This is a genomic window from Microbacterium trichothecenolyticum (assembly GCF_041938625.1).
GTDB classification, from domain to species: Bacteria; Actinomycetota; Actinomycetes; order Actinomycetales; family Microbacteriaceae; genus Microbacterium; species Microbacterium trichothecenolyticum_D.
Genome location: NZ_CP169427.1, coordinates 1,425,716 through 1,448,227 on the forward strand (window position 1 = coordinate 1,425,716; position 22,512 = coordinate 1,448,227).

At 64.8% G+C, this 22,512-nt stretch carries 19 protein-coding genes; 12 read left to right on the forward strand and 7 right to left on the reverse strand.

The features are described from left to right. From ACEYYH_RS06420 to rfbF, 3 genes are all read left to right on the forward strand, one after another. Positions 1-1,131, forward strand: coding sequence for a glycosyltransferase (locus ACEYYH_RS06420; RefSeq protein ID WP_374977416.1), 1,131 nt, complete (start codon positions 1-3; stop codon positions 1,129-1,131). A gap of 50 nt (positions 1,132-1,181) precedes the next feature. Continuing rightward, positions 1,182-1,682, forward strand: a complete 501-nt coding sequence (locus tag ACEYYH_RS06425; protein WP_374977417.1) for a GtrA family protein — start codon at positions 1,182-1,184, stop codon at positions 1,680-1,682. 62 nt (positions 1,683-1,744) lie between these two features. Continuing rightward, positions 1,745-2,524: a glucose-1-phosphate cytidylyltransferase gene (rfbF, locus tag ACEYYH_RS06430; RefSeq protein WP_374977418.1), complete on the forward strand. Its 780-nt coding sequence runs from the start codon at positions 1,745-1,747 to the stop codon at positions 2,522-2,524. 15 nt (positions 2,525-2,539) lie between these two features. Here the strand turns inward: rfbF and ACEYYH_RS06435 are convergent, their stop codons facing one another. Beyond that, positions 2,540-3,529 carry a glycosyltransferase family 2 protein gene (locus ACEYYH_RS06435; protein WP_374977419.1) on the reverse strand — a complete coding sequence of 330 codons (990 nt, stop codon included), beginning with the start codon at positions 3,527-3,529 and terminating at the stop codon, positions 2,540-2,542. Positions 3,530-3,611: 82 nt separating this feature from the next. Between ACEYYH_RS06435 and ACEYYH_RS06440 the strand changes: the two genes are divergently transcribed. Beyond that, the gene (locus tag ACEYYH_RS06440) at positions 3,612-4,445 is read left to right on the forward strand and encodes a transketolase (protein WP_374977420.1); all 834 of its coding nucleotides are present in this window, start codon (positions 3,612-3,614) and stop codon (positions 4,443-4,445) included. Then, positions 4,438-5,319, forward strand: a complete 882-nt coding sequence (locus tag ACEYYH_RS06445) for a transketolase family protein (protein ID WP_374977421.1) — start codon at positions 4,438-4,440, stop codon at positions 5,317-5,319. The genes ACEYYH_RS06440 and ACEYYH_RS06445 overlap by 8 nt, the downstream gene beginning before the upstream one ends. A 33-nt stretch (positions 5,320-5,352) precedes the next feature. Here the strand turns inward: ACEYYH_RS06445 and ACEYYH_RS06450 are convergent, their stop codons facing one another. Beyond that, positions 5,353-6,291: an NAD-dependent epimerase/dehydratase family protein gene (locus ACEYYH_RS06450; protein WP_374977422.1), complete on the reverse strand. Its 939-nt coding sequence runs from the start codon at positions 6,289-6,291 to the stop codon at positions 5,353-5,355. A gap of 93 nt (positions 6,292-6,384) precedes the next feature. Between ACEYYH_RS06450 and rfbH the strand changes: the two genes are divergently transcribed. The 3 genes from rfbH to ACEYYH_RS06465 are packed head-to-tail and all read left to right on the forward strand — an operon-like array spanning position 6,385 to position 9,729. After that, on the forward strand, positions 6,385-7,689 hold the full coding sequence (gene rfbH, locus ACEYYH_RS06455; protein WP_374977423.1) for a lipopolysaccharide biosynthesis protein RfbH: 1,305 nt from the start codon (positions 6,385-6,387) through the stop codon (positions 7,687-7,689). A 1-nt stretch (position 7,690) separates the two neighbouring features. Then, positions 7,691-8,752 (forward strand): CDP-glucose 4,6-dehydratase, encoded by a 1,062-nt coding sequence (rfbG, locus tag ACEYYH_RS06460; protein WP_374977424.1) that lies wholly within the window; start codon positions 7,691-7,693, stop codon positions 8,750-8,752. Further along, positions 8,749-9,729, forward strand: a complete 981-nt coding sequence (locus ACEYYH_RS06465) for a PDR/VanB family oxidoreductase (RefSeq protein ID WP_374977425.1) — start codon at positions 8,749-8,751, stop codon at positions 9,727-9,729. Before rfbG ends, ACEYYH_RS06465 begins: the two co-directional genes overlap by 4 nt. A 7-nt stretch (positions 9,730-9,736) precedes the next feature. Here the strand turns inward: ACEYYH_RS06465 and ACEYYH_RS06470 are convergent, their stop codons facing one another. Together ACEYYH_RS06470 and ACEYYH_RS06475 are read right to left on the reverse strand one after the other, a co-directional pair. Next, positions 9,737-11,407 (reverse strand): hypothetical protein, encoded by a 1,671-nt coding sequence (locus ACEYYH_RS06470; protein WP_374977426.1) that lies wholly within the window; start codon positions 11,405-11,407, stop codon positions 9,737-9,739. A gap of 133 nt (positions 11,408-11,540) precedes the next feature. After that, positions 11,541-13,835 carry an LGFP repeat-containing protein gene (locus tag ACEYYH_RS06475; protein WP_374977427.1) on the reverse strand — a complete coding sequence of 765 codons (2,295 nt, stop codon included), beginning with the start codon at positions 13,833-13,835 and terminating at the stop codon, positions 11,541-11,543. Between the two features lie 96 nt (positions 13,836-13,931). On the opposite strand from ACEYYH_RS06475, the gene ACEYYH_RS06480 reads away from it, so the two are divergent. Beyond that, positions 13,932-14,240, forward strand: coding sequence for a hypothetical protein (locus ACEYYH_RS06480; protein WP_374977428.1), 309 nt, complete (start codon positions 13,932-13,934; stop codon positions 14,238-14,240). Between the two features lie 143 nt (positions 14,241-14,383). On the opposite strand, the gene ACEYYH_RS06485 is transcribed toward ACEYYH_RS06480, so the two are convergent. Both ACEYYH_RS06485 and rfbB read right to left on the reverse strand, forming a co-directional pair. After that, entirely contained in the window at positions 14,384-15,796 is a 1,413-nt protein-coding gene (locus ACEYYH_RS06485; protein ID WP_374977429.1) for a sugar nucleotide-binding protein, read from the reverse strand. Next, a complete protein-coding gene (gene rfbB, locus ACEYYH_RS06490) occupies positions 15,796-16,794 on the reverse strand; it encodes a dTDP-glucose 4,6-dehydratase (protein ID WP_374977430.1) in 999 nt (332 codons plus the stop codon). The genes ACEYYH_RS06485 and rfbB overlap by 1 nt, the downstream gene beginning before the upstream one ends. Before the next feature lie 72 nt (positions 16,795-16,866). Between rfbB and rfbA the strand changes: the two genes are divergently transcribed. Next, the gene (gene rfbA / locus ACEYYH_RS06495) at positions 16,867-17,751 is read left to right on the forward strand and encodes a glucose-1-phosphate thymidylyltransferase RfbA (protein WP_374977431.1); all 885 of its coding nucleotides are present in this window, start codon (positions 16,867-16,869) and stop codon (positions 17,749-17,751) included. A 6-nt stretch (positions 17,752-17,757) separates the two neighbouring features. On the opposite strand, the gene ACEYYH_RS06500 is transcribed toward rfbA, so the two are convergent. Continuing rightward, the gene (locus ACEYYH_RS06500; protein WP_374977432.1) at positions 17,758-20,265 is read right to left on the reverse strand and encodes a glycosyltransferase; all 2,508 of its coding nucleotides are present in this window, start codon (positions 20,263-20,265) and stop codon (positions 17,758-17,760) included. A gap of 99 nt (positions 20,266-20,364) precedes the next feature. On the opposite strand from ACEYYH_RS06500, the gene ACEYYH_RS06505 reads away from it, so the two are divergent. Next, complete coding sequence (locus ACEYYH_RS06505) at positions 20,365-21,279, forward strand: ABC transporter permease (protein ID WP_374977433.1); 915 nt, start codon at positions 20,365-20,367, stop codon at positions 21,277-21,279. After that, positions 21,279-22,502 (forward strand): ABC transporter ATP-binding protein, encoded by a 1,224-nt coding sequence (locus ACEYYH_RS06510; protein WP_374977434.1) that lies wholly within the window; start codon positions 21,279-21,281, stop codon positions 22,500-22,502. The genes ACEYYH_RS06505 and ACEYYH_RS06510 overlap by 1 nt, the downstream gene beginning before the upstream one ends. Positions 22,503-22,512 lie beyond the last annotated feature (10 nt).

The window sequence follows — 22,512 nt, forward strand, 5'->3', positions numbered from 1 at the left end:
ATGGTGGCCACGCTGCGCGTCATGCTGGATCAGCTGGTTGCGCCTTCCGAGCCCGAGTTGGTCGAGGCGTCGCGCGAGCTCGCGCGGGCGTTGGTGCTGGGTGCGCCGTCGGGATGCGAGGTCGAAGCGATCGCGCCGGCCGGTGGCGTCGACGGGGCTCTGGATGCGGTGCCGGGGCTGGCGGGAGTGCGTCGGACCGCGTTGCCTCGACGGGAGCTCGCCGGTGCGTTGCAGTTGGGGGTGGGCACTGGGATCGGCGGCGGGATGATCCACTCACCGTCGCTGTTCGCTCCCTTGGTGCGCCACGACCGCGTGCACGACCACGATCAGACGGTGGTGACGGTGTGGGATCTGCGGCCGTGGGAGTCGCCCTCGGAACTGCCCCGGGCGGTCGGGGCGTGGCACAAGGCGATGCTGAAGCGCGCGGTGAAGCATGCGGACGCGGTGGTGGTGCCGACGCACTCGCTGGCTGCGCGACTGCTCGAGATCGCGCCGGCCCTTCGCGACCGGGTACGGGTGATCGCCGGCGCGTCGCCACTCGGGTTCGCGGTGCCGACGGATGAGGTCGGGCGTCGTCGATCGCTGGGTGTGCCCGAGGGCTATGTGCTTCTCGCCGGTAACCCGCTGGCCTCGGAGGGCTTGGATGCCGGACTCGCTGCGGTCGTCGCATCCGGTGTCGATCTTCCGGTCGTGGTGATCGACGTCGAGGAGGGCCATGAGCCCGCGGTGGCAGACCTCGCCTCGGCGGTGGGGCTGCCGGAACGGGCGCTTCACGTACGCGGGGTGCTGTCTCCGGAGGATCGCGCGGCGGTGTTTGGCGCAGCCGTGGCGTTTGTGGCGCCTTCGCGACGGGCGGCGTTCCCGTGGCGCGTCGTGGATGCCCTCACGCTCGGGGTGCCGGTGATCGCGGCCGCGTCGGCCGTGCACGACGAGGTCGTGTTCGACGGCGGCACGCTCGTGCCGGCGACCGGTGCTTCAGAGTTGTCCGATGGCCTCGGTGCGGCGCTCTCGGCCGGCGTAGGGTCGACGGCGGCGGCTGAGCGACTCGGCGTGCTCGCGGGCGACCGCGGGCGCGCGTTCTCATGGCGCGAGGCGGCGGACAAGGTGTGGGCCCTGCACGCCGAGCTGTAGTAGTGGGCGCTCGGCAATCTCGGAGCGGCCTCGGCGTAGGCTGTCTCGCGATGGATGAGTCAGACGCGAAGCCCTCCGCAGGCGTGACCGGATTGCGCAAGCTCTGGGCGGATCATCGGATCCGCTTCCTCTTCGTCGGTGGCTTCAACACGGCGTTCGGGTTTCTGATGTTCGTCCTCGTGGGGTTCGCGGTCTCACCCCTCAAGACAGTCACCGGCCCAGCGCTCGCGTCGATCGTAACCCTTCTGGTCTCCCACCTGCTTGCTGCGGTCGTCGCTTTCATTCTCTACCGACGATTCGTGTTCCGGGTTTCGGGAAACGTCGTCATTGACTTCGTGCGGTTCGAGAGCGTGTACCTCATCCCTCTCGGAGCCAACGCCATCCTCCTCCCAGCGCTGGTTGTATGGGGAATGAACCAGGTGATCGCACAGGGATTGATCCTCATCACGATGACCCTCGTGAGCTACTTCGGTCATCGCTACTTCTCATTCCGACGCTCCAGTACAGAGCATCGGAGCACGCCGCCCTCCGCGGATGAGAACGCCGGCTGATACCCTCGGAAAGTCCATGCGCCCATAGGGGGCGCATCTCTTTTTGATTGGGTTCCACGACTATGAAAGCTGTGCTCCTCGCCGGAGGCCTCGGTACCCGGATGCGTGAGGAGACTGAGTTCCGACCGAAGCCTATGGTCGAGGTCGGTGGCAAGCCGGTTCTCTGGCACATCATGAAGATTCTCAGTTCGCAGGGGATCAAGGACTTCGTTGTGTGCACGGGGTACAAGAGCGAGTACATCGCGAACTATTTCGCAAACTATGGCGCCGTCAGCAAGGACTTCACTGTCACGCTCGGAGATGAGCATTCGATCGTCTACCACGATCGGCACGATGAGCTGGACTGGAACGTGACGGTCGCCTACACGGGCGCGGCGACGATGACCGGGGGGCGCATCAAGCGGATCCAGCGGTACGTCGGCGATGAACCGTTCCTCTGCACATACGGCGACGGTATCGCGCCCGTCGACATCACCTCGCTGCGGGAGTTTCATCAGAGCCATGGAAAGCTGGCCACGATGACCACCACCCGGCCCTACAGCAGGTTCGGCGTCGTCGACATCAACGACGATGGCGATGTCGCGAGCTTCCGAGAGAAGCCGCAGAGCGATGACTGGATCAACATCGGCTACTTCATCTTCGAGCCGGGAGTCTTCGAATACCTCGACGACGACACAACCGTGCTAGAACAGGAGCCGCTTCACCGCCTCGCGCGGGAAGGGCAGCTCTCCGCGTTCCGGCATGACGGATTCTGGCAGCCGATGGACACCTACCGCGAGTCGCAGATGCTCAACGATCTGTGGAACTCCGGGGACGCCCCCTGGCAGATCTGGGATCGCTGAGAGGGAGCGCCCGGATCAGCAGTTGATCCGGGCGACCTCGATCATCGGCGGTGCCGGCCGGACGGTCTGATGGATGCTTACCACGTACTCGCCGATCAGGCCTAGGAAGAACAACTGAAGGCCGCCGAAGAAGAACATGCCCACGATCAGTGTCGGAATGCCCTGTGCAACATCCTGCTGGCCGAAGAGGAACAGCACGACATTGACGATCGCCGTCACGATTCCGACGATGGCGAGCAGGATGCCGATCAGCAGCGCCCAACGGATCGGTGCGCGCGCCGTGGAGATGAGTCCGTTCAGACCCTGGTCGATCAGATCGCTGAGCGAGTTCCGGGAGCGGCCGTGCTCGCGCACGCCCCATTCGTAGTCAACCTTGTCCCACCGGGGGTTCGTCTGCGCGACCAGTCCGCGGATGTACGGGTACGTGCCGGCGACCGCGTTCACCGACTGGATGATGTGCGCCCGGGCGAGCAGAAACTCTCCGGCGTGGGACGGCGGGTTGGAACCGCCGCCGACGCGCACGGTCCAGTAGTACGCCGCGCGTGCGGCGGCAAGCCAGAGCGGATCCTTGCGCTTCGTGCGCACTCCGTACACGACGTCGATCTGGTCCGTCATCTTCGCGACCATTGCGGGCACGACATCCGGCGGATCCTGGATGTCGGCGGGAATCATGGGCACGACGTAGTCGCCTGAGACGCTCCGCAGCCCGTTGGCCATGTTCCGGAAAGGTCCGACGTTCCGGGAGTTGACGATGACCTTGACACGCGGATCGGTCGCGGCGATCGTCCGGAGACGCTCGACTGTCTCATCGGTGCTCGCGTTGTCGCAGAAGAAGTGCTCGTAGTCGTACTCCGGCAGCTGTTCCTGCATCACCCGGCGCACCTCGCTCGCACACCGTTCCACGTTCGCCTCTTCGTTGTAGCAGGGCGTGACGATGGAGATCAGCGGTCTGTCGGGTGTCGCCGTGGTCACAGAAATGCTCCTTGTACTTCCAGTGGTTCCCACACGAGGGTACACACCGAGTTCGGTCAGGACGCGTGGTCTAGGCTCGACTCCGTTCCGTTTGCATGAAGGCAGAGAGTCGCGCATGAGTCAGCAGTCGACGACCGAGGCGTTCGCCCGCACGATTCGGCGCCGCACGCTCGAAATGGTCACGAGGTCCGGGTCGTCGCACGTCGGGTCTGCGTTGTCGATCGCCGACGTGGTGGCCGTCCTTTACGACGACGTACTGCGCGTGGACCCCGCGCGGCCCCGTTGGGAGGAGCGCGACCGCTTCATCCTGAGCAAGGGCCACGCCTGCTCGGTGATCTACGCGGCATTGGCGAGCAAGGGATTCTTCCCCATCGAGGAACTTGAGGACTACGCGCAGCCCGGTTCGCGTCTGCTCGCGCACATCAGCCACAGGGTGCCTGGCGTGGAGTTCTCGACCGGCTCCCTCGGACACGGACTTCCGTTCGGAGTCGGCAAAGCGAATGCGGCACGCCTGTCGCGTCGCGCATGGCACACATTCGTAATTCTCGGCGACGGCGAGATGGACGAGGGCAGTAACTGGGAGGCTCTGTTGTTCGCTGCGCATCACAAACTGTCGAACCTCACTGCGGTCATCGATGCGAACAACCTGCAGAGTCTGACAACCGTCGAGGAGACGCTGGGCCTCGAGCCGTTGGGCGACAAGCTCCGCGCCTTCGGCGCGGACGTGGTCGAGGGCGACGGCCACGACCTTGCGTTCCTTCGCGAGGCGCTCACCCCCGGCGACGACTCTCAGCGTTTCGAACGCGGTCCTCGCATAGTCATCGCGCGCAGCGTGAAGGGCAAGGGCGTCTCGTATATGGAGAACAGCGTCGCCTGGCATTACAAGAATCCCACGGCGGACCAGCTGGAGCGGGCCGTCGCCGAACTCGAAGGAGCCTCGCGTGCGTAATCAGTTCGTCGACCACCTCACTCGCTGGGCGCAGCAGGACGAAACGGTCACGCTCATCGTCGGCGACCTGGGGTTCGGAGTCGTGGACGAGTTCGCCGAGGCGCTTCCCCAGCAGTTCATCAACGCCGGCATAGCAGAGCAGTCCATGATGACAATGGCGGCGGGGATGGCCTCCGAGGGCTTTCGCCCCTTCGTCTACTCGATCGCCAACTTCCCCACGTTCCGGGCGGCTGAGCAGATCCGCAACGACGTCGGTCACCATGAGTTGCCGGTGACGGTCGTCGCCGTCGGCGGCGGACTGGTCTATGGGTCGCTCGGCTACTCGCACCATGCAGTGCAGGATTACGCGCTGATGAGGGCCATGCCGGAGATGACGATTTACTCCCCGGGGGATCCGCGCGAGATGGACGCTGTCGTGGCTTTGATGAAAGAGCATCCCGTCCCCGCATACCTGCGGATCGGAAGTCCGGCGACTCCGACCGTGCACGACCGTGAGATCAGTGTCACGCCGGGCGGGCTCGTACACGTCGCCGGTCCGGAGGACGCCGACCGGACCCTGTTGGCCACCGGCGCGGTCCTCGCGCTCGCTCGAGGGTGGCTCGAACTGCCCGAGTACGAAGGGTGGGCGCTCCACTCGATTCCGGTCTGGGGCGCGCGACTGCGTGAGCCGTCCTTTGAACGGCTTGCCGGTTTCTCGGAGATCGTCACCATCGAGGACCACCTTCTCGACGGCGGTTTCGGTTCGTGGGTGCTGGAGACTTTCGCGGCGGCCGAGGACCGTCCGCGCATCCGCCTTCGCGCCCTGGATCCGAGCGTGGCTGAGGCCGTCGGCAAAGAGGACTACCTCCGTGCTGTCGGGGGCCTACTTCCCTGAGAAGCCGTGCGAGGCGCCGCGTCCCCGGTCAGGTCAGCGCTGCGCCATCAGCCCTTCGCGAGTCGCGCGGATCTGGTCGTCGAGCCCGAGTGGCGTGAACGAGAACTCGGCGCACGCCATGCGCCAAGCCAGGCCGTCGTTGTGATACCGGTTCGCGGGGCCGTGGCTCATTGGCGGGCGACTGACTTCAAGGCCTGGGTCGACCACCCGGCGGACCGCATCAGCGAGTCCGGCCATCTCCACGAGTGGGCCGCCGCTCTCCACGATCCCCGACCGCCGCGCCGCCGTTGCGGCGGCGACTGCGAGCAGTTCGTCGACCGCGGTGTACCTGCGCCACACCTCCACCGGCGCCTTGATCTCGATGCCCGTACCACCCTCGGCTTGAAGGATCATGTCGGAAAATGCGAAGGTTCGCGGGAACTGCACGTGCCCACCCGACACAGCCCACGCCCGCGCGACCACAGCGTGAACACCGGAGTCGAGAGCCTGCCCGAGCAGAGCCTGCTCTGCCTCGCGCTTCAGGTACCCGTAGGGGTTGTCGTCGAAGGGGAGTGTCAGCGCGTCCTGCGGGTAGACCGCCGCTCCACTGGAAATGGTGATAACGGTGTGGACGGTGGGCAAAGCCGCGGCCGACAGCATTTGGGACGTCAGCGTCCGATTGATCGTTATGTATTCCGCCATGCGGTCTTCGCTGAGTCGATCGCGGGTGAGGAATGCGCAGTCGATGACGAGCTCGGGCTGGAAGCGTGTGACGTCTTCGGCATCCCACGTGCGAACGTCGATGTCCCGATTCGAGACGCGAATCGTACGAGATGTCGACGCTGTGCAGTAGAGCTGCGCATCTGTGCCGGCGAGAAGGTCGACCGCCGTCCTGCCGAACCAGCCGCTGGCCCCCGTGACCAGAACGCGAGCGCCTTTCGGCACGTTCGAGGTGAACAAGGAACGGGCGGCGCTGCTGATCAGGCGACTCATGCCCGCCATCCTGGCACAGCGGTCCTCGCCGGTCGGTGAAGGTTCGACCGGCCCGTACAATAGGGGGTCGGCTTGTCTTGATAGGAGTAGCGCGTGGTCTCGACACGGGAGCAGATCCTGGGTTCGGTTATGGAGTTCGCGGAGGAGAAGCTGGCGGCTCGCCCCTTCATCGCCGGCGAGACACCGGTGCCCGTTTCCGGCAAAGTACTTGACCCCGCCGACTATGCGTCCCTCGTGGACGCATGCCTCGACGGCTGGCTCACAGCGGGTCGATTCCACCGTGAGTTCGAAGAGAAGCTTGCGGGCTATGTCGGCGCGCGCAGCTCCCTTTTCGTCAACAGTGGGTCCAGTGCCAACCTCGTGGCACTCAGCGGCCTGACGAGTCCCAAGCTCGGGCGTCGCGCGCTCCAGCCGGGAGACGAGGTCCTCACCGTCGCCGCAGGGTTCCCGACGACGGTGAACCCCATCATTCAGAACGGGCTGCGCCCGGTGGTCGTGGACGTCGAACTCGGAACCTATGACGCCATCGCCGACCGGCTTCGCGAGGCAGTCGGACCGAAGACCCGCGCCATCATGATGGCGCACACCTTGGGAAACCCATTCGACCTCGACACGGTTCAGGAGCTGTGCAAGGAGCACCGGCTGTGGCTCGTCGAAGACTCCTGCGACGCGCTGGGCTCGACGTACCGCGGCCAGCGCACCGGCAGCTTCGGCGATACGGCGACGGTGAGCTTCTACCCGGCTCACCACATCACCACGGGCGAGGGTGGTGCGGTGTTCGTGAAGTCGCCGCTCGTCCGCAAGCAGGTCGAGTCCTTCCGCGACTGGGGTCGCGACTGCTACTGCGAGACGGGCCAGGACAACACCTGCGGCAAGCGCTTCGGCTGGCAGCTGGGAGAGCTGCCTGAGGGGTACGACCATAAGTACACCTACAGCCACATCGGTTATAACCTCAAAGCGACCGACATGCAGGCTGCGCTAGGCGTCTCGCAGCTGGACAAGATCGACCGTTTCGTAGAGGCGCGCAAGGCGAACTACCGGTACCTGACCGCGCGTCTGACCGGGGTCGATGGTCTCATCCTTCCGGTCGCCACACCGAACTCCGATCCCTCGTGGTTCGGTTTCCCGATCACAATCGATCCGGCGCACCCCGCCGACCGCGAGGAGCTCATGCGCTTCCTCGAGGAACGCAAGATCGGCACGCGTCTCATCTTCGCCGGCAACCTGACGAAGCAGCCCGCCTATCGCGACGTAGACTTCCGCATCGTTGGTGACCTCACCAACACCGATATCGTGATGACGCGATCGTTCTGGGTCGGCACGTACCCGGGCCTGACCGAGCCAATGCTCGACTTTGTCGCGGACTCGATCATCGAGTTCATGGCCGCCTCGGTCTGATATGCGGATCCTGATAACGGGCCACACCGGCTTCAAGGGCTCGTGGTTGTCGCTGATGCTGGCTTCGGGAGGACACGAGGTCAGCGGCATCGCCCTGGATCCGCTCGCGGGCGGCCTCTACGAAGCCGCGCGCGTTGGCGAGCTTCTTCACCACGATGTGAGGCTCGACATCCGTGATGCGGCCGGACTGCGCGATGCCATGAGCGACTGCGACCCGGAGCTCGTCCTGCACTTGGCTGCTCAGCCGCTCGTTCGGGAATCGTACGCTGACCCGCGCACGACGATCGAGACGAACGTCCTCGGCACGCTCAACGTCCTTGAAGCGCTCGTGGCGGCGCCGTCGGTACGAGCTGCTGTCATTGTCACGACAGACAAGGTCTACCGCAACGTAGGACGGCTCGATGGGTACGCGGAGGACGCCGCTCTCGGGGGTCATGATCCCTACAGTTCGTCGAAGGCGATGGCGGACATTCTGACCGAGTCCTGGGTCGCCAGCTTCCCCGGAGTGCCCACCGCTGTCGCGCGCGCCGGCAACGTCATCGGTGGCGGAGACGTCAGCAAGGATCGTCTGATGGTCGATCTGGTGGCGGGCTTCGTCGAGGCCGATCCGGTGGCCATCCGCTATCCCGACGCGGTACGGCCCTGGCAGCACGTTCTCGACTGCCTGTCGGGCTATATCACCCTCGCCGGCTCGCTATTGCGAGGCGGCGAAGCCGGTGCGTGGAACTTTGGACCGGATCCGGATGGGTTTCAGACGGTGCGTGAGATCGCGGACGCAGCTGTCGCCCAGTGGGGTGGCACTGCCCATTGGGTTGACGACAGTGCAGGTACTCACCCGCACGAGGCCGCTCTCCTCACTCTTGATCCCGCCAAGGCGCAGCGGGAACTGGGCTGGCGGAACAAGATTCCCTTCCCGGAGAGCGTCGCCTGGACGATCGACTGGTACAAGGCTGTCGCGAACGGCGCCGATGCGCGCACAGTCACGCTGGGACAGCTCGATCGCTTTGCCGAGCTCGCACCTGATGCGCCATGGCTACAGGCGCTCTCTAACGTCTCGAGGTGATCGCCACGTCCGCCCCCACTGAGCAGATCCGCTCGACCCGCGTCGTCGGGCGCCGCGAGCTCGCCGACGACGTCATCGAACTGGAACTTGCGGCGAACGGGCCTATGCCCCTGGCCGATTGGGAGCCCGGAGCGCACATCGACCTGAGGCTGGGCCTCGACGTGATCCGGCAGTACTCGCTCGTGCCGGCGGCAAGCGGCGAGGACGGTCGCTGGGCGGTCGCCGTGCTGATCGAGAAGGAAGGTCGTGGCGGGTCGAAACTGATCGGCCATGATCTCCACGTCGGTTCGGTAGTCAAGACCTCTGGCCCTCGGAACCACTTCGCATTCGAGCCTGGCGAGCGTTACCTGTTCATCGCGGGCGGCATCGGTGTCACGCCGTTCATCGCGATGAGCCGTGCCGCGGCTCGCGCAGGCGCGGACTGGCGCCTCGCATACCTCGGACGCTCACGCAGCTCGATGGCCTACGTCGCCGATCTCGAGGCGGAATTCCCGGATCGCGTGGACGTCTACGCTGCGGATGAGGGGCGCCGATTCGACGTCGATTCCACGATCGCAGCACTAGCCCCTGAGACGCGCGTGTACTGCTGCGGTCCGGATCGGCTTATGAACGCCGTGGAAGAAGCAATGAGCACTCCGGAGTTGCTCCCGTACGTTCATCTCGAGCATTTCCACCCGAGGGACACAACCGACGATACGCAGAACGAGGAGTTCACGGTATACGCGGCGGCCTCCGACATCGAGTTCATCGTGCCTTACGACGAGAGTGTACTCATGGCGGCTGACTTCGCTGGAGTCGTCGTACCCGGGGATTGCCTCGAGGGGACGTGCGGCTCGTGCGAGACGCGGGTGCTGTTGGGCGAGGTCCAGCACCGCGACTCGATTCTTAGCCCTCAGCAAAGGCGAGAATCGACATCGATGATGATCTGCGTGTCTCGGGCAAAGCCCGGCTGCCCCCGTCTAGAGCTCGATCTGTAGATCGAGTTCACTGAACCGGGGTGATGTCCGCGTCCGGGAAGGCATCCTCGAGCTGAGCGATCGCGTCGTCCAGGGCATCCGTTCTGATGTAGACGCCCTCGTCAACACCGATCGAGGTCACGTCGATGCGCGAGTAGTCCTGCTCGATGAGACCGGCGAGCGCGGGAGCATTCTCGAGGATGTTGAAACCCCAAACGTCATTGTCCTCATCGCTGAAGACCAGAACCGGGTTGTCGGCGCTGAGACGGTCGGCCATCTCATCGTCCATCATGTCGCTGAACCATGGCACAACTCCCGCGAACCCCCCGGCCGGCATTCGTCGCGTCACCACGAAGTCATAGGCGTTGTTGATGCTCAGCTCGCCGTACTTGCCCCCCTCCGGCACGAGTGTCCGGATGAGTTCGGATCGATTCGCGTTGGGGAAAGCGACAGGTGTCGTGAGGGTGTGTCGAGATTGGTACACCGTGGCGACGTAAGGCAGGGTCGCGACCAGTGAAACGAGGCCTAAGGCGCCCGCGGCAATGAGTACGGGCAGACGTGGCCTGCTCGTCGAACGCCATGCGACTGCCGTGCACCACACCAGAAGTCCCAGGCATCCGATCATGAACGCCCACAACGGTTGGGCGTGGAAGCCGTTCCAGCCGCGCGTCGCAACCAGACTCGCCATCCAGAGCAGGCCCACACCGAGCACGACGCGTACCCTCGCGAACACCACGACTACGCAGCCGAGGACGACGAGCGCGATCAGCTCGCGGATCGCGGCGACCGGGCTCGTGCCGAACAGGGCGGGCAGCCACACGGCGTGTTGGAAGATGTCGACGAGGCCCGAGTAGAGCGGCGTCGCTACGCTCGACCCCAGACCAAACGCTAGATACAACGGATAGTAGGTGCGGTTCAGCACGTACGCCTGCTCGTACGCACCCATCAATGCACCCGTTACTGCGAGCACGGCGAAAATCAGCAGGAAAGGCGCGATGAACACGGCAGCACGCATGGCCACGAATCGGGCCCAAGCTCCTGCGCCGCGGAGACTTCGGCGCGCGTCGATGACTGTGAGGACGGTGGCAGTGAGCACAGCTCCGGCAATGAAGTAGACGGAGACGAACGCGACGCCGAAGGCGAATGCGCTGGCGAGGCCGATCACGATCCACCGTTGGAGCGAGATGTCGCGACGGACCGCCAGGCCAACCACCTCGAAGAGAAGGTAGAGGCACATGATGGCCTGGTAGTTGTCCGACAGGACGGTGTAAGACAGTTCCGGGTTGTAGAAGTGCATCGTCGAAACGAGCGTCACGACGACGAGCAGGGGAACGCGACCGAATTGCCGGACATTGCGTGCGTAGAGTCCGGCGAGCAGCACGGCGAAGACGGCGAACCCGTAAAGACGCTGCCCGCCGAAGTACTGCGCGCCCAGCAACTGACCAAGGCTGGATATCCAGTAGGCGACAGGAGTGTGCTGGCTGAGGTAGTCGACATAGATCGCACCGCCGTGTGCAACGACGTTGCCGCCGATCATGTTGTCGAATTCGTCGAGGAACGTGGGCTGCGACCAATAGGGGAGGTGCAGAACAAAGAGAAGGATCGCCAGGGCGATCGACTCCATTGCGAGGCGCCACCAGGGATGGTGTGCCGCCCGCGGGGAGTAGTTCCTCAGCCCGTCCGCGAACTTCTCGAACACGCTGCTCCTCTTGTGGTCACGGTCTCGGAAACCAATCGGGCGCCGCCGACCGTGATCGTCTTGCCCCAGAAGGTTTGAGTGTAGCTGGCCACGGCGGTGCCCTGCGAATCAGCAGAGCGTGGCCGTCCAGGGATTACTGTCGCGTGTATGTCGGGTTGCCGGCGGCGTCGACCGCGATCGTGCCGCCCTGGAAGTTCTGGATGTAACCGCCGTTGGCGGACGGTTGGGAACCGGAGGTGGGGAAGCCGAGCCATCCGTTCTCGTAGCCCTGGCTCACCCATGCCGTGTGGATGCTGGGGCGCATGGTCTGTGCGCCGGTGGCGGGGGAGTACATGACGAGCCCGCCCTGGAACAGCTGCCAGCAGCCGCCGTCCTTGATGCCGCACACGCTGGGAGAGGTCGGGTACCCCATCCAGCCGTTCTCGTAACCTTCCGCGACCCACGCTTGGTGGACGAACGGGCGCATGGACTTTGCGCCCGTTGCTGGCGAGTACATCACCACCCCGCTCTGGAATGCCTGCCAGCAGCCCCCATCCTTCCCCCCGCAGACGACCGGCGTTCCGGCTGCGCCGAGCCACGATGCCGCCAGGACCTCGTTGGCGATCGCGGCGTGAGGAGTGGTGGTGCCCTTGCCCGTGAAAGTTGGTATCCCGTTTGGGTCGACGGCCACTTCGCCGCCCGCAAACGATTGCGTATAGCCTCCCGAGTTCGTCTGCTGCGGTTCGCTCACGGGATATCCGAGCCAGCCTTCCTCGTACTTCTGCGTGACCCAGGCGGCGTGAGTCTGAGAGCGCATGGTGTGGGCGTCGGTCGCCGGGGAGTACATGACGACTCCACCTTGGAAAGCGCGCCAGCATCCCCCATTGATCGAACCGCACACCACCGGTGTACCCGCGATGCCGAGCCACGGCGCGGTAAGGGCTCGATTCGCGATCGCGGCCGCGCCTGCATTCTGCGCATCTCCGGTGTATGTCGGGTTGCCGGCGGCGTCGACCGCGATCGTGCCGCCCTGGAAGTTCTGGATGTAACCGCCGTTGGCGGACGGTTGGGAACCGGAGGTGGGGAAGCCGAGCCATCCGTTCTCGTAGCCCTGGCTCACCCATGCCGTGTGGATGCTGGGGCGCATGGTCTGTGCGCCGGTGGCGGGGGAGTACATGACGAGCCCGCCCTGGAACAGCTGCCAGCAGCCGCCGTCCTTGATGCCGCACACGCTGGGAGAGGTCGGGTACCCCATCCAGCCGTTCTCGTAACCTTCCGCGACCCACGCTTGGTGGACGAACGGGCGCATGGACTTTGCGCCCGTTGCTGGCGAGTACATCACCACCCCGCTCTGGAATGCCTGCCAGCAGCCCCCATCCTTCCCCCCGCAGACCGTGGGCGTAGTCGGGTAACCCATCCAGCCGTTCTCATAGCCCTCCGACACCCACGATTCGTGGACGAACGAGCGCATCTCATTCGCCCCGGTGGCGGGCGAGTACATGATCACGCCGCCCTGGAACAGCTGCCAGCAACCGCCGTCCTTGATCCCGCACACGACCGCTGTGGCCGCGGCGCCGAGCCAGCTCGCTGAGCCCCCGAGCGAGTTGTACTTCTCAATGATGGCAAGTTCACCCGGCCCCTTCGTTGGAGGACCGAACCAGTCGGTGTAGAAGCGCCAGAAGTTGCGGTTCCCGTATGACGAGCACGCGTCGCCGGTCCCGTAGAGATTGGCCAGTGCGGCTGCGTTCGGGGTGTACGGCGTGTAGATGTACAACGCCCGCGTCGCATCGTTGCGTATGTACACGCGTTTGGTTCCGCATGCAGATTCGACGTCGTAAAGAATGTTGTTCCAGCCGATGCGATATGCGAACGAGCCGGGATATTTCATGTAGATCTGGAACTGGCGAGCCCCGTAGTACACCTGTCGATAGAAGCCGCTGAGAGCGGAATCGCACGGCGCCGTGTCAGGACAGCTCTGCCCCATCGCTGCACGATAGTTCCACGCGGTCGGCGACGTCGCCGTCACCAGACCCTGCTCCTTCTGGAGCATCACGATCAGGACCTTTGGACTTATTCGGCACGATTGAGCGGCGGCCACGATGATCTGTGCGGCGGACATGGTGCCGCCAGGCATCCCTTGACAGATCGAGTCGGCGGCGATCGCCGTTGCGTTGGTGGAATAATCCTTCAGGCACGGTTGGCCGTTCGCCCCCACGCACCTGCTCACCCGCGCGTTCAAGAAGGCCTGCACGGCGCCGGCGTCCAGGGATCCGTAGTCGAAGAAGTTCTGATCGGAGATGATGTAGCCGTCTTCGAAGTCCGCAGCGTTGGCTGCGGCCGCCGACTCGGACGGCATGGGCACCAGCACGGCCGCGATTGCGGCGAGAAGCGCGACGAGGATTCCGGTTGCGCGCCATCGGCTCGGTCGCGTCGCTGTCGACGAAATCACGGGACGCTCACCGCCACCGGACCCGATACAAGTGATTGCCCAGTCGACTGATAAAGGAGTTCGAGAGTCCAGGCGCCAGATGGCACGACGATCCGAATGGTCCCGCAATTCATCGATGACGTCGCCGGAGCGGCATCAAGGGTGGCTGTGTGGACTTCCCCGTTCGCCGTTGCAGTGAGAGTGCACTTCGCTGCCGGCTCCACGAGGTCGGGGACGATACCGGAGGCGTACACGCCGCTGTCGTCGGCGCCGTATGTGACGAGCACCACCCCGGCGTCCCCCAGATCCTGCGAGTCAATCGGAGGAGGCGACGGAGCAGATGATGTCACCCCCGGCGTCGCCGAGCCCGTCGACGCCGGGGACGCCGCCCTCGTCGTCTCCGGCGACGCGGCCGGTGTGGCCTGATCGCCGGCTTCGGGAGCGCACCCCGTGATCAGCAGCGCTGAGGTGAGTAGCACACAGCTCCCACCAACCACACCAGAAACACGGATCACACGGTCACAGTACTCCCCGATGTGGTCTGGTCTGGGGATTCCGCGCCGGGTTGGTCAACCGCGAGTCAAAAGGCGCATCAGCCCAGCGCGTGAATCCTCCGGAGCGAACCCGGTCGCTTCCATCCGTGAGAGGTCGAGGACGCTGTTGCGTGGGCGTGGGGCGACGGGATGAGAAGCGACAGCGAAGTACTCCTCGGTCGACACACGTTGAACGCGGTCGGGGTCGTTCCCGGTGAGCGCGAAGACCTCGCGTGCCACGTCCGCCCACGACATCGGATCTCCGCTGCCGGTGAGGTTGTATGTCCCGTAGGGCGCCTCACTGTCGATCAGGTGGAGGATACCCCTCGCGATGTCGTCCGCGAAGGTGAGGCGTCCGAGCTGATCGTCGACGACCTTCGGGTCGACGCCGCGTTCGGCGAGGGAGGCCATCGTCCGGACGAAGTTCTTCCCTTCGCCGATCACCCACGACGTCCGGATGATGTAGTGCCGAGGAGAGGTGGCCACGATCGCGTCGCCCGCCGCTTTGGTCTGCCCGTAGACGCCGAGCGGCGCGATCGCGTCGTCTTCGCGGTAGGCACGCTCGCTGGTGCCGTCGAACACGTAGTCGCTGGAGATGTGGACGAGCGTGATGCCGTTCTCAGCGGCGATCCTGGCGAGCGTCGACACGCCAGCCACGTTGGCGGCCCATGCGTCGACGCGGCCGGCGGGCGTCTCGGCAATGTCGACGGCGGTGTACGCGGCTGCGTTGATGATCGTCTGGTAGTCACGCCAGCGGCGTGCCGTCGCAAGATCCGCCGACGAGAGATCGAGCTCGGCGCGCGTGGCGTACTCCACATGGTCCTCGTCGCCCAGTTCCACGCGAAGCGCGCGACCGAGTTGACCCGCGGCGCCGATCACGAGGGTCTTGCGCGGCGCCATGGGGGTCACGTCGGCCAGGCGCGGATGTGCGAGGTCCTTAGCCGAGATCTCGACATCCGAAAGCTGGATCGGCCAGTCGATGGCGGCCGTCTCGTCGGCAAGGTTGAGGAAGGTGTAAGTCGCGTCCGGCGACCAGTGGTCGTTGACGAGGTAAACGTAGGCGGTATCGGCCGCCAGAGTCTGATAAGCATTGCCAACCCCGCGGGGGACGAAGATCGCGCGGGACGGATCGATCTCGGTGGTGAACACGGCGCCGAAGGTGGGTCCTTCGCGCAGGTCGACCCAGGCGCCGAAGATCCGGCCGGTCGCCACGGATACCCACTTGTCCCAGGGTTCGGCGTGGATACCGCGGGTGGTGCCGACGGCATCATTGAACGAGATGTTGTTCTGCACAGGCCCGAAATCAGGCAGTCCCGCTGCGAGCATCTTCTCGCGCTGCCAGTTCTCCTTGAACCAACCGCGACTGTCGCCGTGCACGGGCAGATCCCACACCACCAGCCCGGGGATCGGCGTCATCGTCGGTGCCAGGCTCTTGCCGAACTCCGCCATCACTGACCCTTGGAGGCGTAGAACGCCTCGACCCCGTCTTTGGACGGCGCCCACCAGTCCTCGTGCGTCCGATACCAGTCGATCGTCGCTGCCAGGCCTGCTTCGAAGTCGCTGTAACGAGGCGCCCAGCCCAGTTCGGTGCGGAGCTTGGTGGAGTCGATGGCGTACCGCAGGTCGTGGCCGGCCCTGTCGGTCACGTGGTCATAGGCGGCGGCATCCTGACCCATCAGCGTGAGGATGAGCTCGACGACTTCTTTGTTGTTGCGTTCGCCGTCCGCCCCGATGAGGTAGGTCTCGCCGATCTCGCCGGCCTCGAGGATCCTGAGTACTGCGGATGAGTGATCGTCGGCGTGGATCCAGTCGCGGACATTCTCGCCTGCACCGTAGAGCTTCGGACGGATGCCTCGTACCACGTTGGTGATCTGCCTCGGGATGAACTTCTCGACATGCTGGTAGGGGCCGTAGTTGTTCGAGCAGTTCGAGATCGTCGCCCGTACCCCGAAGGAACGTACCCACGCGCGCACCAGGAGGTCGGAGCCGGCCTTCGTCGACGAGTACGGGGACGACGGGTTGTACGGGGTCGACTCGGTGAAGCGGTCGGGATCGTCCAGTTCCAGGTCGCCGTAGACCTCGTCGGTCGAGATGTGGTGCAGTCGCGTTCCGTGCCGACGTGCAGCTTCGAGCAACGTGTACGTGCCGATGATGTTCGTGTCCAGGAACGGGCGCGGATCGTGCAGCGAGTTGTCGTTGTGGGACTCCGCCGCGTAGTGAACCACCGCGTCGGCGGAGCGGAACAGCTCGTCCACCAGCGCGGCGTCTGCGATGTCGCCCTGTACGAACGTGAGGCGGTCATCGGGGATGCCGTCCAGCGAGGAACGGTTGCCCGCATAGGTGAGCTTGTCGAGCACGGTGACGTGGTCGTCGGAATTGCTGATCACGTGGTGCACGAAGTTCGAGCCGATGAAGCCGGCTCCCCCCGTGACGAGGAGTCTGCGCATTCCACAAGACTACCGGCGCCACGAACGTGTCCCGTTTTGTCCGGCGACCCGAGATGACCGAGACTTGTGAACATGCGTGGCATCATCCTCGCCGGCGGCACCGGCTCGCGGCTCCACCCGATCACCCAGGGCATCTCGAAGCAGCTGGTCCCCGTGTACGACAAGCCGATGATCTACTATCCGCTGTCAACGCTTCTCCTCGCGGGCATCCGCGATGTGCTGATCATCACGACCCCCCAGGATTCGGAGCAGTTCCGGCGGCTGCTGGGCGACGGCTCGCGCTTCGGCATTTCGATCGCCTACAAGACCCAACCCTCACCGGACGGGCTTGCGCAGGCGTTCATCCTCGGCGAGGAGCACATCGGCTCTGAGAGCGCGGCGCTGGTACTGGGCGACAACATCTTCTACGGGCAGGGGATGGGGACGCGCCTGCGTCGATACGCCGATCTCACAGGGGGTGTCGTCTTCGGGTACTGGGTCGACGATCCCACCGCGTACGGCGTCGTGGAGTTCGACTCGGGCGGCAATGTCGTCTCCCTCGAGGAGAAACCTGTTGCTCCCAAGAGCAACTACGCCGTGCCTGGACTCTATTTCTACGACAACGACGTCATCGAGATCGCTAAATCTCTGACTCCGTCCGCGCGGGGAGAGCTCGAGATCACCGACGTGAACAAGGAATACCTCTCTCGCGGGGATCTCAAGGTGGAGCTCCTTCCGCGGGGGACCGCTTGGTTGGACACCGGGACGTTCGATTCGCTCAGCGAGGCTACCGACTTCATCCGCACCGTCGAGAAGCGCCAAGGGCTGTCGATCGGCTGTCCGGAGGAAGTAGCTTGGCGGATGGGTTTCCTCTCCGACGACGAACTCCGTGAGCGAGCGGAGCCCCTCGTCAAGAGCGGCTATGGCGCGTACCTGCTGAAGGCGCTCGAACACGGCCGCGAGCTTCCCGCAGGCTGAGCTGGCTCAGAACCCCAGACGGAATCTCACTCGGCGCACGAGGCCTCGAGGCCCCTCCCGCACGAGGTAGTGCGACGCCAGTCTTGCCGACTTTCCGAGTCCACGGTACCTAGCCCGGATGGCGTCGGCTGTCGGGTCCGGCATACGCAGCACATGGGCGTGGGAGCCGCGCTGTCGATCGGGTGCGGTCCGCGGGGCCGCGCAGAAAGAGGTGAGCGGCTCGAGGGCGTGGCTCCACGAGAACTCCTCGCGGACGGATTCGATCGCCGACGCGACCGTCGCCCGGAGGTCCTGGTCGTAGAGCACGCGGATGATGCCCTCGGCCAGCGCATCGACGTCCTGCTCGGGCACCGTGACGCCGAGGGGCGACGAGTCGATCAGATCCGCGAAGCCGTCGCCGCGAGTGGTGACCATGGGAAGCCGCGCCCACAGATAGTCGAGGATCCGCGTGCGGAAGGAGAACGACGTCTCGATGTGCTCGAAGTGCGTGCTCACCCCGGCATCGGCGTCGAGCAGGTAGTTGTGGCGGTCGTCGAACGCCACCCACTCGCGGTTGAAGAAGACGTACTTGTCGGTGAGTCCGAGTTCGGCCGAGAGTTCGAACGTCTTGGCCTGAGCCTTCATCACGGGAACGCCGGGATTCGGGTGCGCAACGCCGAGGAAGAAGAGCCGCGCGTCAGGGTGCGTCTGGACGACCTTCGCCATCGCGCGCAGCAGGGTTGCCGTGTCGAACCAGTCGTAGATTCCACCACCCCACAGCAGCACCTTGTCGTCGGGGCCGATCCCAGGGACGGTGCCCTTGATCGCGTGGCGGCCCTGAGGGGGCATGTCCGGATCGAGCCCGAACGGTGCGACGTCGAGGAGATCGCGCAGAGCGTTGTCGGCCTCGTAGGTCATGGCGTTGACCCGTCCCACGGCGGCGAGCTGCCCTAGCCAGAAGTCGCGCTGCTTCTCCGAGGCGCAGAGGAGGAAGTCCGCCTTCGCAATCTGCTCGTTCAGCACTTCGGAGGCCAGGATGACGTGTGTGTTCCAGTCATCGAAGCGGGCGGTGCGGGCTTGCTCCAGCTGCTCGAGATGGAGCGGGTCGTAGATGTCCGCGACAAGGATCTTCTCCGTACGGGCAAGTGAACGGAACTGGTGCAGGATGTAGCCCTGCATCACGATCACATCCGCCCATTCCTCGTGCTCCCGCATCGCGCGGTCATCCGGCGTGTGGAACACCTGGAACGAGGTCGAGGCCCGCGTCGGCTTGATCGGGCTGACGAGTCTGACATCGTTGCGCACGGCGAGCTGCTCGCACATGTTCCAAGCCCGGATCGCCGGCCCCGCCATGCGCGGGCCGAGAAGGTCGCCCGTGATGACGAGCACGCGGATGCGTCCGCCGGGCGTCGTGATGCCGAGCGCGCCCGCGATCTCGTCGAGGCTCTGTCGAACCGGTCCGTCGGGCTGGAGGGCGTCGGTGGAATTGCCGAACAGCGGGAACACCGCGTCGTCGCGGACGACCCTGCGATTCTGAATCCGGGTTCTCTCAGGAGCGAGTTCGCCGAGGATGTCCACGAACTGGTCGATCCCATAGAGACCAGCGAGGGTCTCGCTCCCCACGGTGACTTCCCCGACGGGCGACACATCTTCTCGATCCGACTCGGGTCTGTCGAACGAGCGAGAGTCCAAATTGGACGCGGTGACTGCACGCCGTGCAGCGAGTCCGAGCGCTCCGGCGAGGAAGCGGCCGAGGTTCGCGTCGTCAACGTTCTTGTACAGCAGGATCAATGAGTTGCGCTCGCGGAGATAATGCGCCTGGGGCCCGTCGCCGTCGCCCGGGGACCCTTCGCCGTTCTCCGGCGCGCGAACTGCCGAGGTCGGCGTGTATCTGAGCCGATGTCCGAAGAGGTTGAGACGCCACCCCAGGTCGACGTCGTCGAATTGCGCAGCGAGCCGCTCGTCAAATCCGCCGAGGTCCGCGAAGAGCTTCGTGCGGACGAAGAGCGCACTCCGGCTGCCGAACAGGAGGTCGCGCGGTCGTTCCGGGGCAGAGGGCGCCCCGTTGCCTGTAAGGCTGTAACCCCTGCCGAACCATGTCAGACTTCCTCCGGCGAAGGAGGCTGTGGCGCCGTCGTGCGAGACGACCTTGCTCGCCACGGCCCCGATCTGTGCGCCAGCATGGAAAGTACGAACCGCCTGACGGATCCAGTCGGGTTCAGGGCGCGCACCCGACTCCAGAAAGCCGACATACTGCCCACGGACGTTCGCGGCGCCGAGGTTCAGTCCGGCCGTCACCGTCGCCTCTGCCCGTGTCCTGACCACCCGTGCGGGAGCCTGAACGGACCGGAACGGGTCCTCGCGACCTTCGGGTGTGTGCGGCGCGACGACCACGACCTCGAGGAGATCCCGGGGCCAGTCCACACGCTCGAGCGCAGCGACACTCGAGATGGTGTCCTCCGGGGAGCCGTCATCCACGATGACGATGGAAACCAGATCAGGGCGGTGAGACGGCATCGAGTTGAACTCCTCCAAGGCGCCGAGACAGGATATCAGGGCCTGCCCGGCGACTCTGGCGGCTGTCCACGGGAACCGTGCGGGCGGCGGATGGCGACGCAACGTAAACTCGTACGGATGTCTCCAGTCAACGATGAGGCGAGCGCCCGCATCCGCCGCCTCGCCTCGATGCCGCTTCAGCCCGTCGGCGGTGTGACGAGCGGCAGCCGCGGAGTCTGGTCCCCGATCGCGAACGTCGTCGGCAGGAGCGAGCTTCTCAGTCTTCTCGTCAGGCGAGACCTGAAGGCTCGCTACAAGGACTCAGCTCTCGGCTTCTTCTGGTCGCTCGTTCGGCCCCTTCTTCAGCTCGCGATCTACTTCGTCGTCATGGGGCAGTTCCTGCAGGCCGCCAAAGGCATCCCGGACTTTGCCGTGTATGTTTTCGCCGGACTGACCGCTATGGGCCTGTTCACTGAGATCGTCGTCGGCGGCACGGGGTCGATCGTGGCGAATGCCGGACTTGTGAAGAAGGTGTACCTTCCGAGGGAAGTGTTCCCGCTCGCCAGTGTCGGGTCGGCTCTTTTCAACTTCGCGATCCAGATGGTGGTGCTCCTCGGTGCCACCTTCCTCGTGGGCCAGCCTCCCATCCACTGGCAGTTCTTCTACGTCATCCCCGCCCTCTTGGTTCTTCTCGCATACGGCACCGCATTCGCGCTCCTGCTCGGCGCGATCAACGTGTATCTGCGCGACATGCAGTACTTGGCCGAAGTCGGGACGATGCTGCTCTTCTGGGCGAGCCCTGTGGTGTACTCGTGGCAGATGGTGAGTGAGCTCGTGACGAACCCGGTGGCGCTCGAAATCTACACGAACAACCCGTTGACGCTCGCCGTCCTCGGTTTCCAACAGGCGTTCTGGGTGGCCGGGGAGTCCGTAGAGCAACCGGACGCGCTGCTGTTGCGCCTTCTCATCGCGCTGGTGATCGGGGTCGTCTTGCTGCTCGTCAGCCATCGTGTCTTCCTGCGCCTGCAGGGCAACTTCGCTCAGGAGCTGTGATGTTCGGAAACACGGAAGCGACCGTGGCTGCTCGAAGCGAGTGGCCGCACGTCGTCCGGATCGCCAGCGCGTCCAAGAGATTCGTTGTTCGCAGGGACTCCTCGATAAAGGAGAGGATCGTCACGTTCGGACGCGCCGGGCGGCGCCACCGGAAGGACTTCTGGGCGCTGCGGGATGTGTCGCTCGACATCAGGGCGGGCGAGACCATCGGACTCATCGGGCACAACGGGTCGGGCAAGAGCACTCTGCTCAAGCTGATCGGCGGAATCATTGAACCCACTTCGGGTTCGATAGCAGAGCGGGGCCGCGTGGCCGCCCTATTGGAGCTCGGGGCTGGGTTCCATCCGGATCTCACCGGGCGAGAGAACGTGTATCTCAACGCCGCAGTGTTGGGTCTGTCGCGAGAGGAGACGGACGCACGCTTCGACGAAATCATCGCATTCGCCGCCATCGACGAGTTCATCGATACGCAGGTGAAGTTCTATTCGTCAGGGATGTACGTGAGACTGGCCTTCGCGGTCGCGGTTCATACCGACCCTGACATCCTGCTCGTCGATGAGGTGCTCGCCGTCGGCGATGAAGCGTTCCAGCGCAAGTGCATGGATCGCATCGCCGAGTTCCAGCGCGAGGGGCGAACGATCATCATCGTCAGTCACGCCCTCGGCCAGATCGAGGAGCTGTGTACTCGCGCGGTGCTGCTCGACAAGGGGCGGATCGTTCACGACGGCGATCCATCGCGTGCGGTCGCGAAGTTTCGTGACCTGTTGGAGGACCGCCGAATCGACGAGCGACGTGCCGCCGTCAGCGCAGAGCAGCGCCGCGACGGCGCCGTGGTGGCCTGCTCCGTTAGTGGCGTCGGCAAGCCGCCAGGCCAGCAGATCTCCCGGGGCGAGGACGTGGACGTCCGACTGACGATCGCGGCCGAACGACTGGAATCATGGATCGCCGCCATCCAGATCGACGACCCGATGGGACAGAAGGTATTCGAGACGGCGACCGATCGATTGAACTTTCCACCCGGTCTCATCGAGGGCCAGCGAGAGATCGTTTTCCGCCTCGCCGATGTGCCGTTCGGTGGCGGCCGCTATTTCATAAACACGCTGCTACGAGATACGGATGGGCACAACCTGCACAGCGCGATGCAGATAGCCTCCTTCGAGGTCGCGGCGGACACCCGGTCGAGCGGGTTCGTCAGCATCGACGTGAACGTCGCGGAGCGCTGAGGTGCGCGCG

What these genes read in the sequence shown, in the direction of transcription:
- rfbA (WP_374977431.1), top strand. Translation starts at nt 16,867, where the DNA reads ATGCGTGGCATCATCCTCGCCGGCGGCACCGGCTCGCGGCTCCACCCG.
- ACEYYH_RS06505 (WP_374977433.1), top strand. Translation starts at nt 20,365, where the DNA reads ATGTCTCCAGTCAACGATGAGGCGAGCGCCCGCATCCGCCGCCTCGCC.
- ACEYYH_RS06450 (WP_374977422.1), bottom strand. Translation starts at nt 6,291, where the DNA reads ATGAGTCGCCTGATCAGCAGCGCCGCCCGTTCCTTGTTCACCTCGAAC.
- rfbG (WP_374977424.1), top strand. Translation starts at nt 7,691, where the DNA reads ATGCGGATCCTGATAACGGGCCACACCGGCTTCAAGGGCTCGTGGTTG.
- ACEYYH_RS06510 (WP_374977434.1), top strand. Translation starts at nt 21,279, where the DNA reads ATGTTCGGAAACACGGAAGCGACCGTGGCTGCTCGAAGCGAGTGGCCG.
- ACEYYH_RS06440 (WP_374977420.1), top strand. Translation starts at nt 3,612, where the DNA reads ATGAGTCAGCAGTCGACGACCGAGGCGTTCGCCCGCACGATTCGGCGC.
- ACEYYH_RS06425 (WP_374977417.1), top strand. Translation starts at nt 1,182, where the DNA reads ATGGATGAGTCAGACGCGAAGCCCTCCGCAGGCGTGACCGGATTGCGC.
- rfbF (WP_374977418.1), top strand. Translation starts at nt 1,745, where the DNA reads ATGAAAGCTGTGCTCCTCGCCGGAGGCCTCGGTACCCGGATGCGTGAG.
- ACEYYH_RS06485 (WP_374977429.1), bottom strand. Translation starts at nt 15,796, where the DNA reads ATGGCGGAGTTCGGCAAGAGCCTGGCACCGACGATGACGCCGATCCCC.
- ACEYYH_RS06420 (WP_374977416.1), top strand. Translation starts at nt 1, where the DNA reads ATGGTGGCCACGCTGCGCGTCATGCTGGATCAGCTGGTTGCGCCTTCC.
- ACEYYH_RS06480 (WP_374977428.1), top strand. Translation starts at nt 13,932, where the DNA reads ATGGTCCCGCAATTCATCGATGACGTCGCCGGAGCGGCATCAAGGGTG.
- rfbB (WP_374977430.1), bottom strand. Translation starts at nt 16,794, where the DNA reads ATGCGCAGACTCCTCGTCACGGGGGGAGCCGGCTTCATCGGCTCGAAC.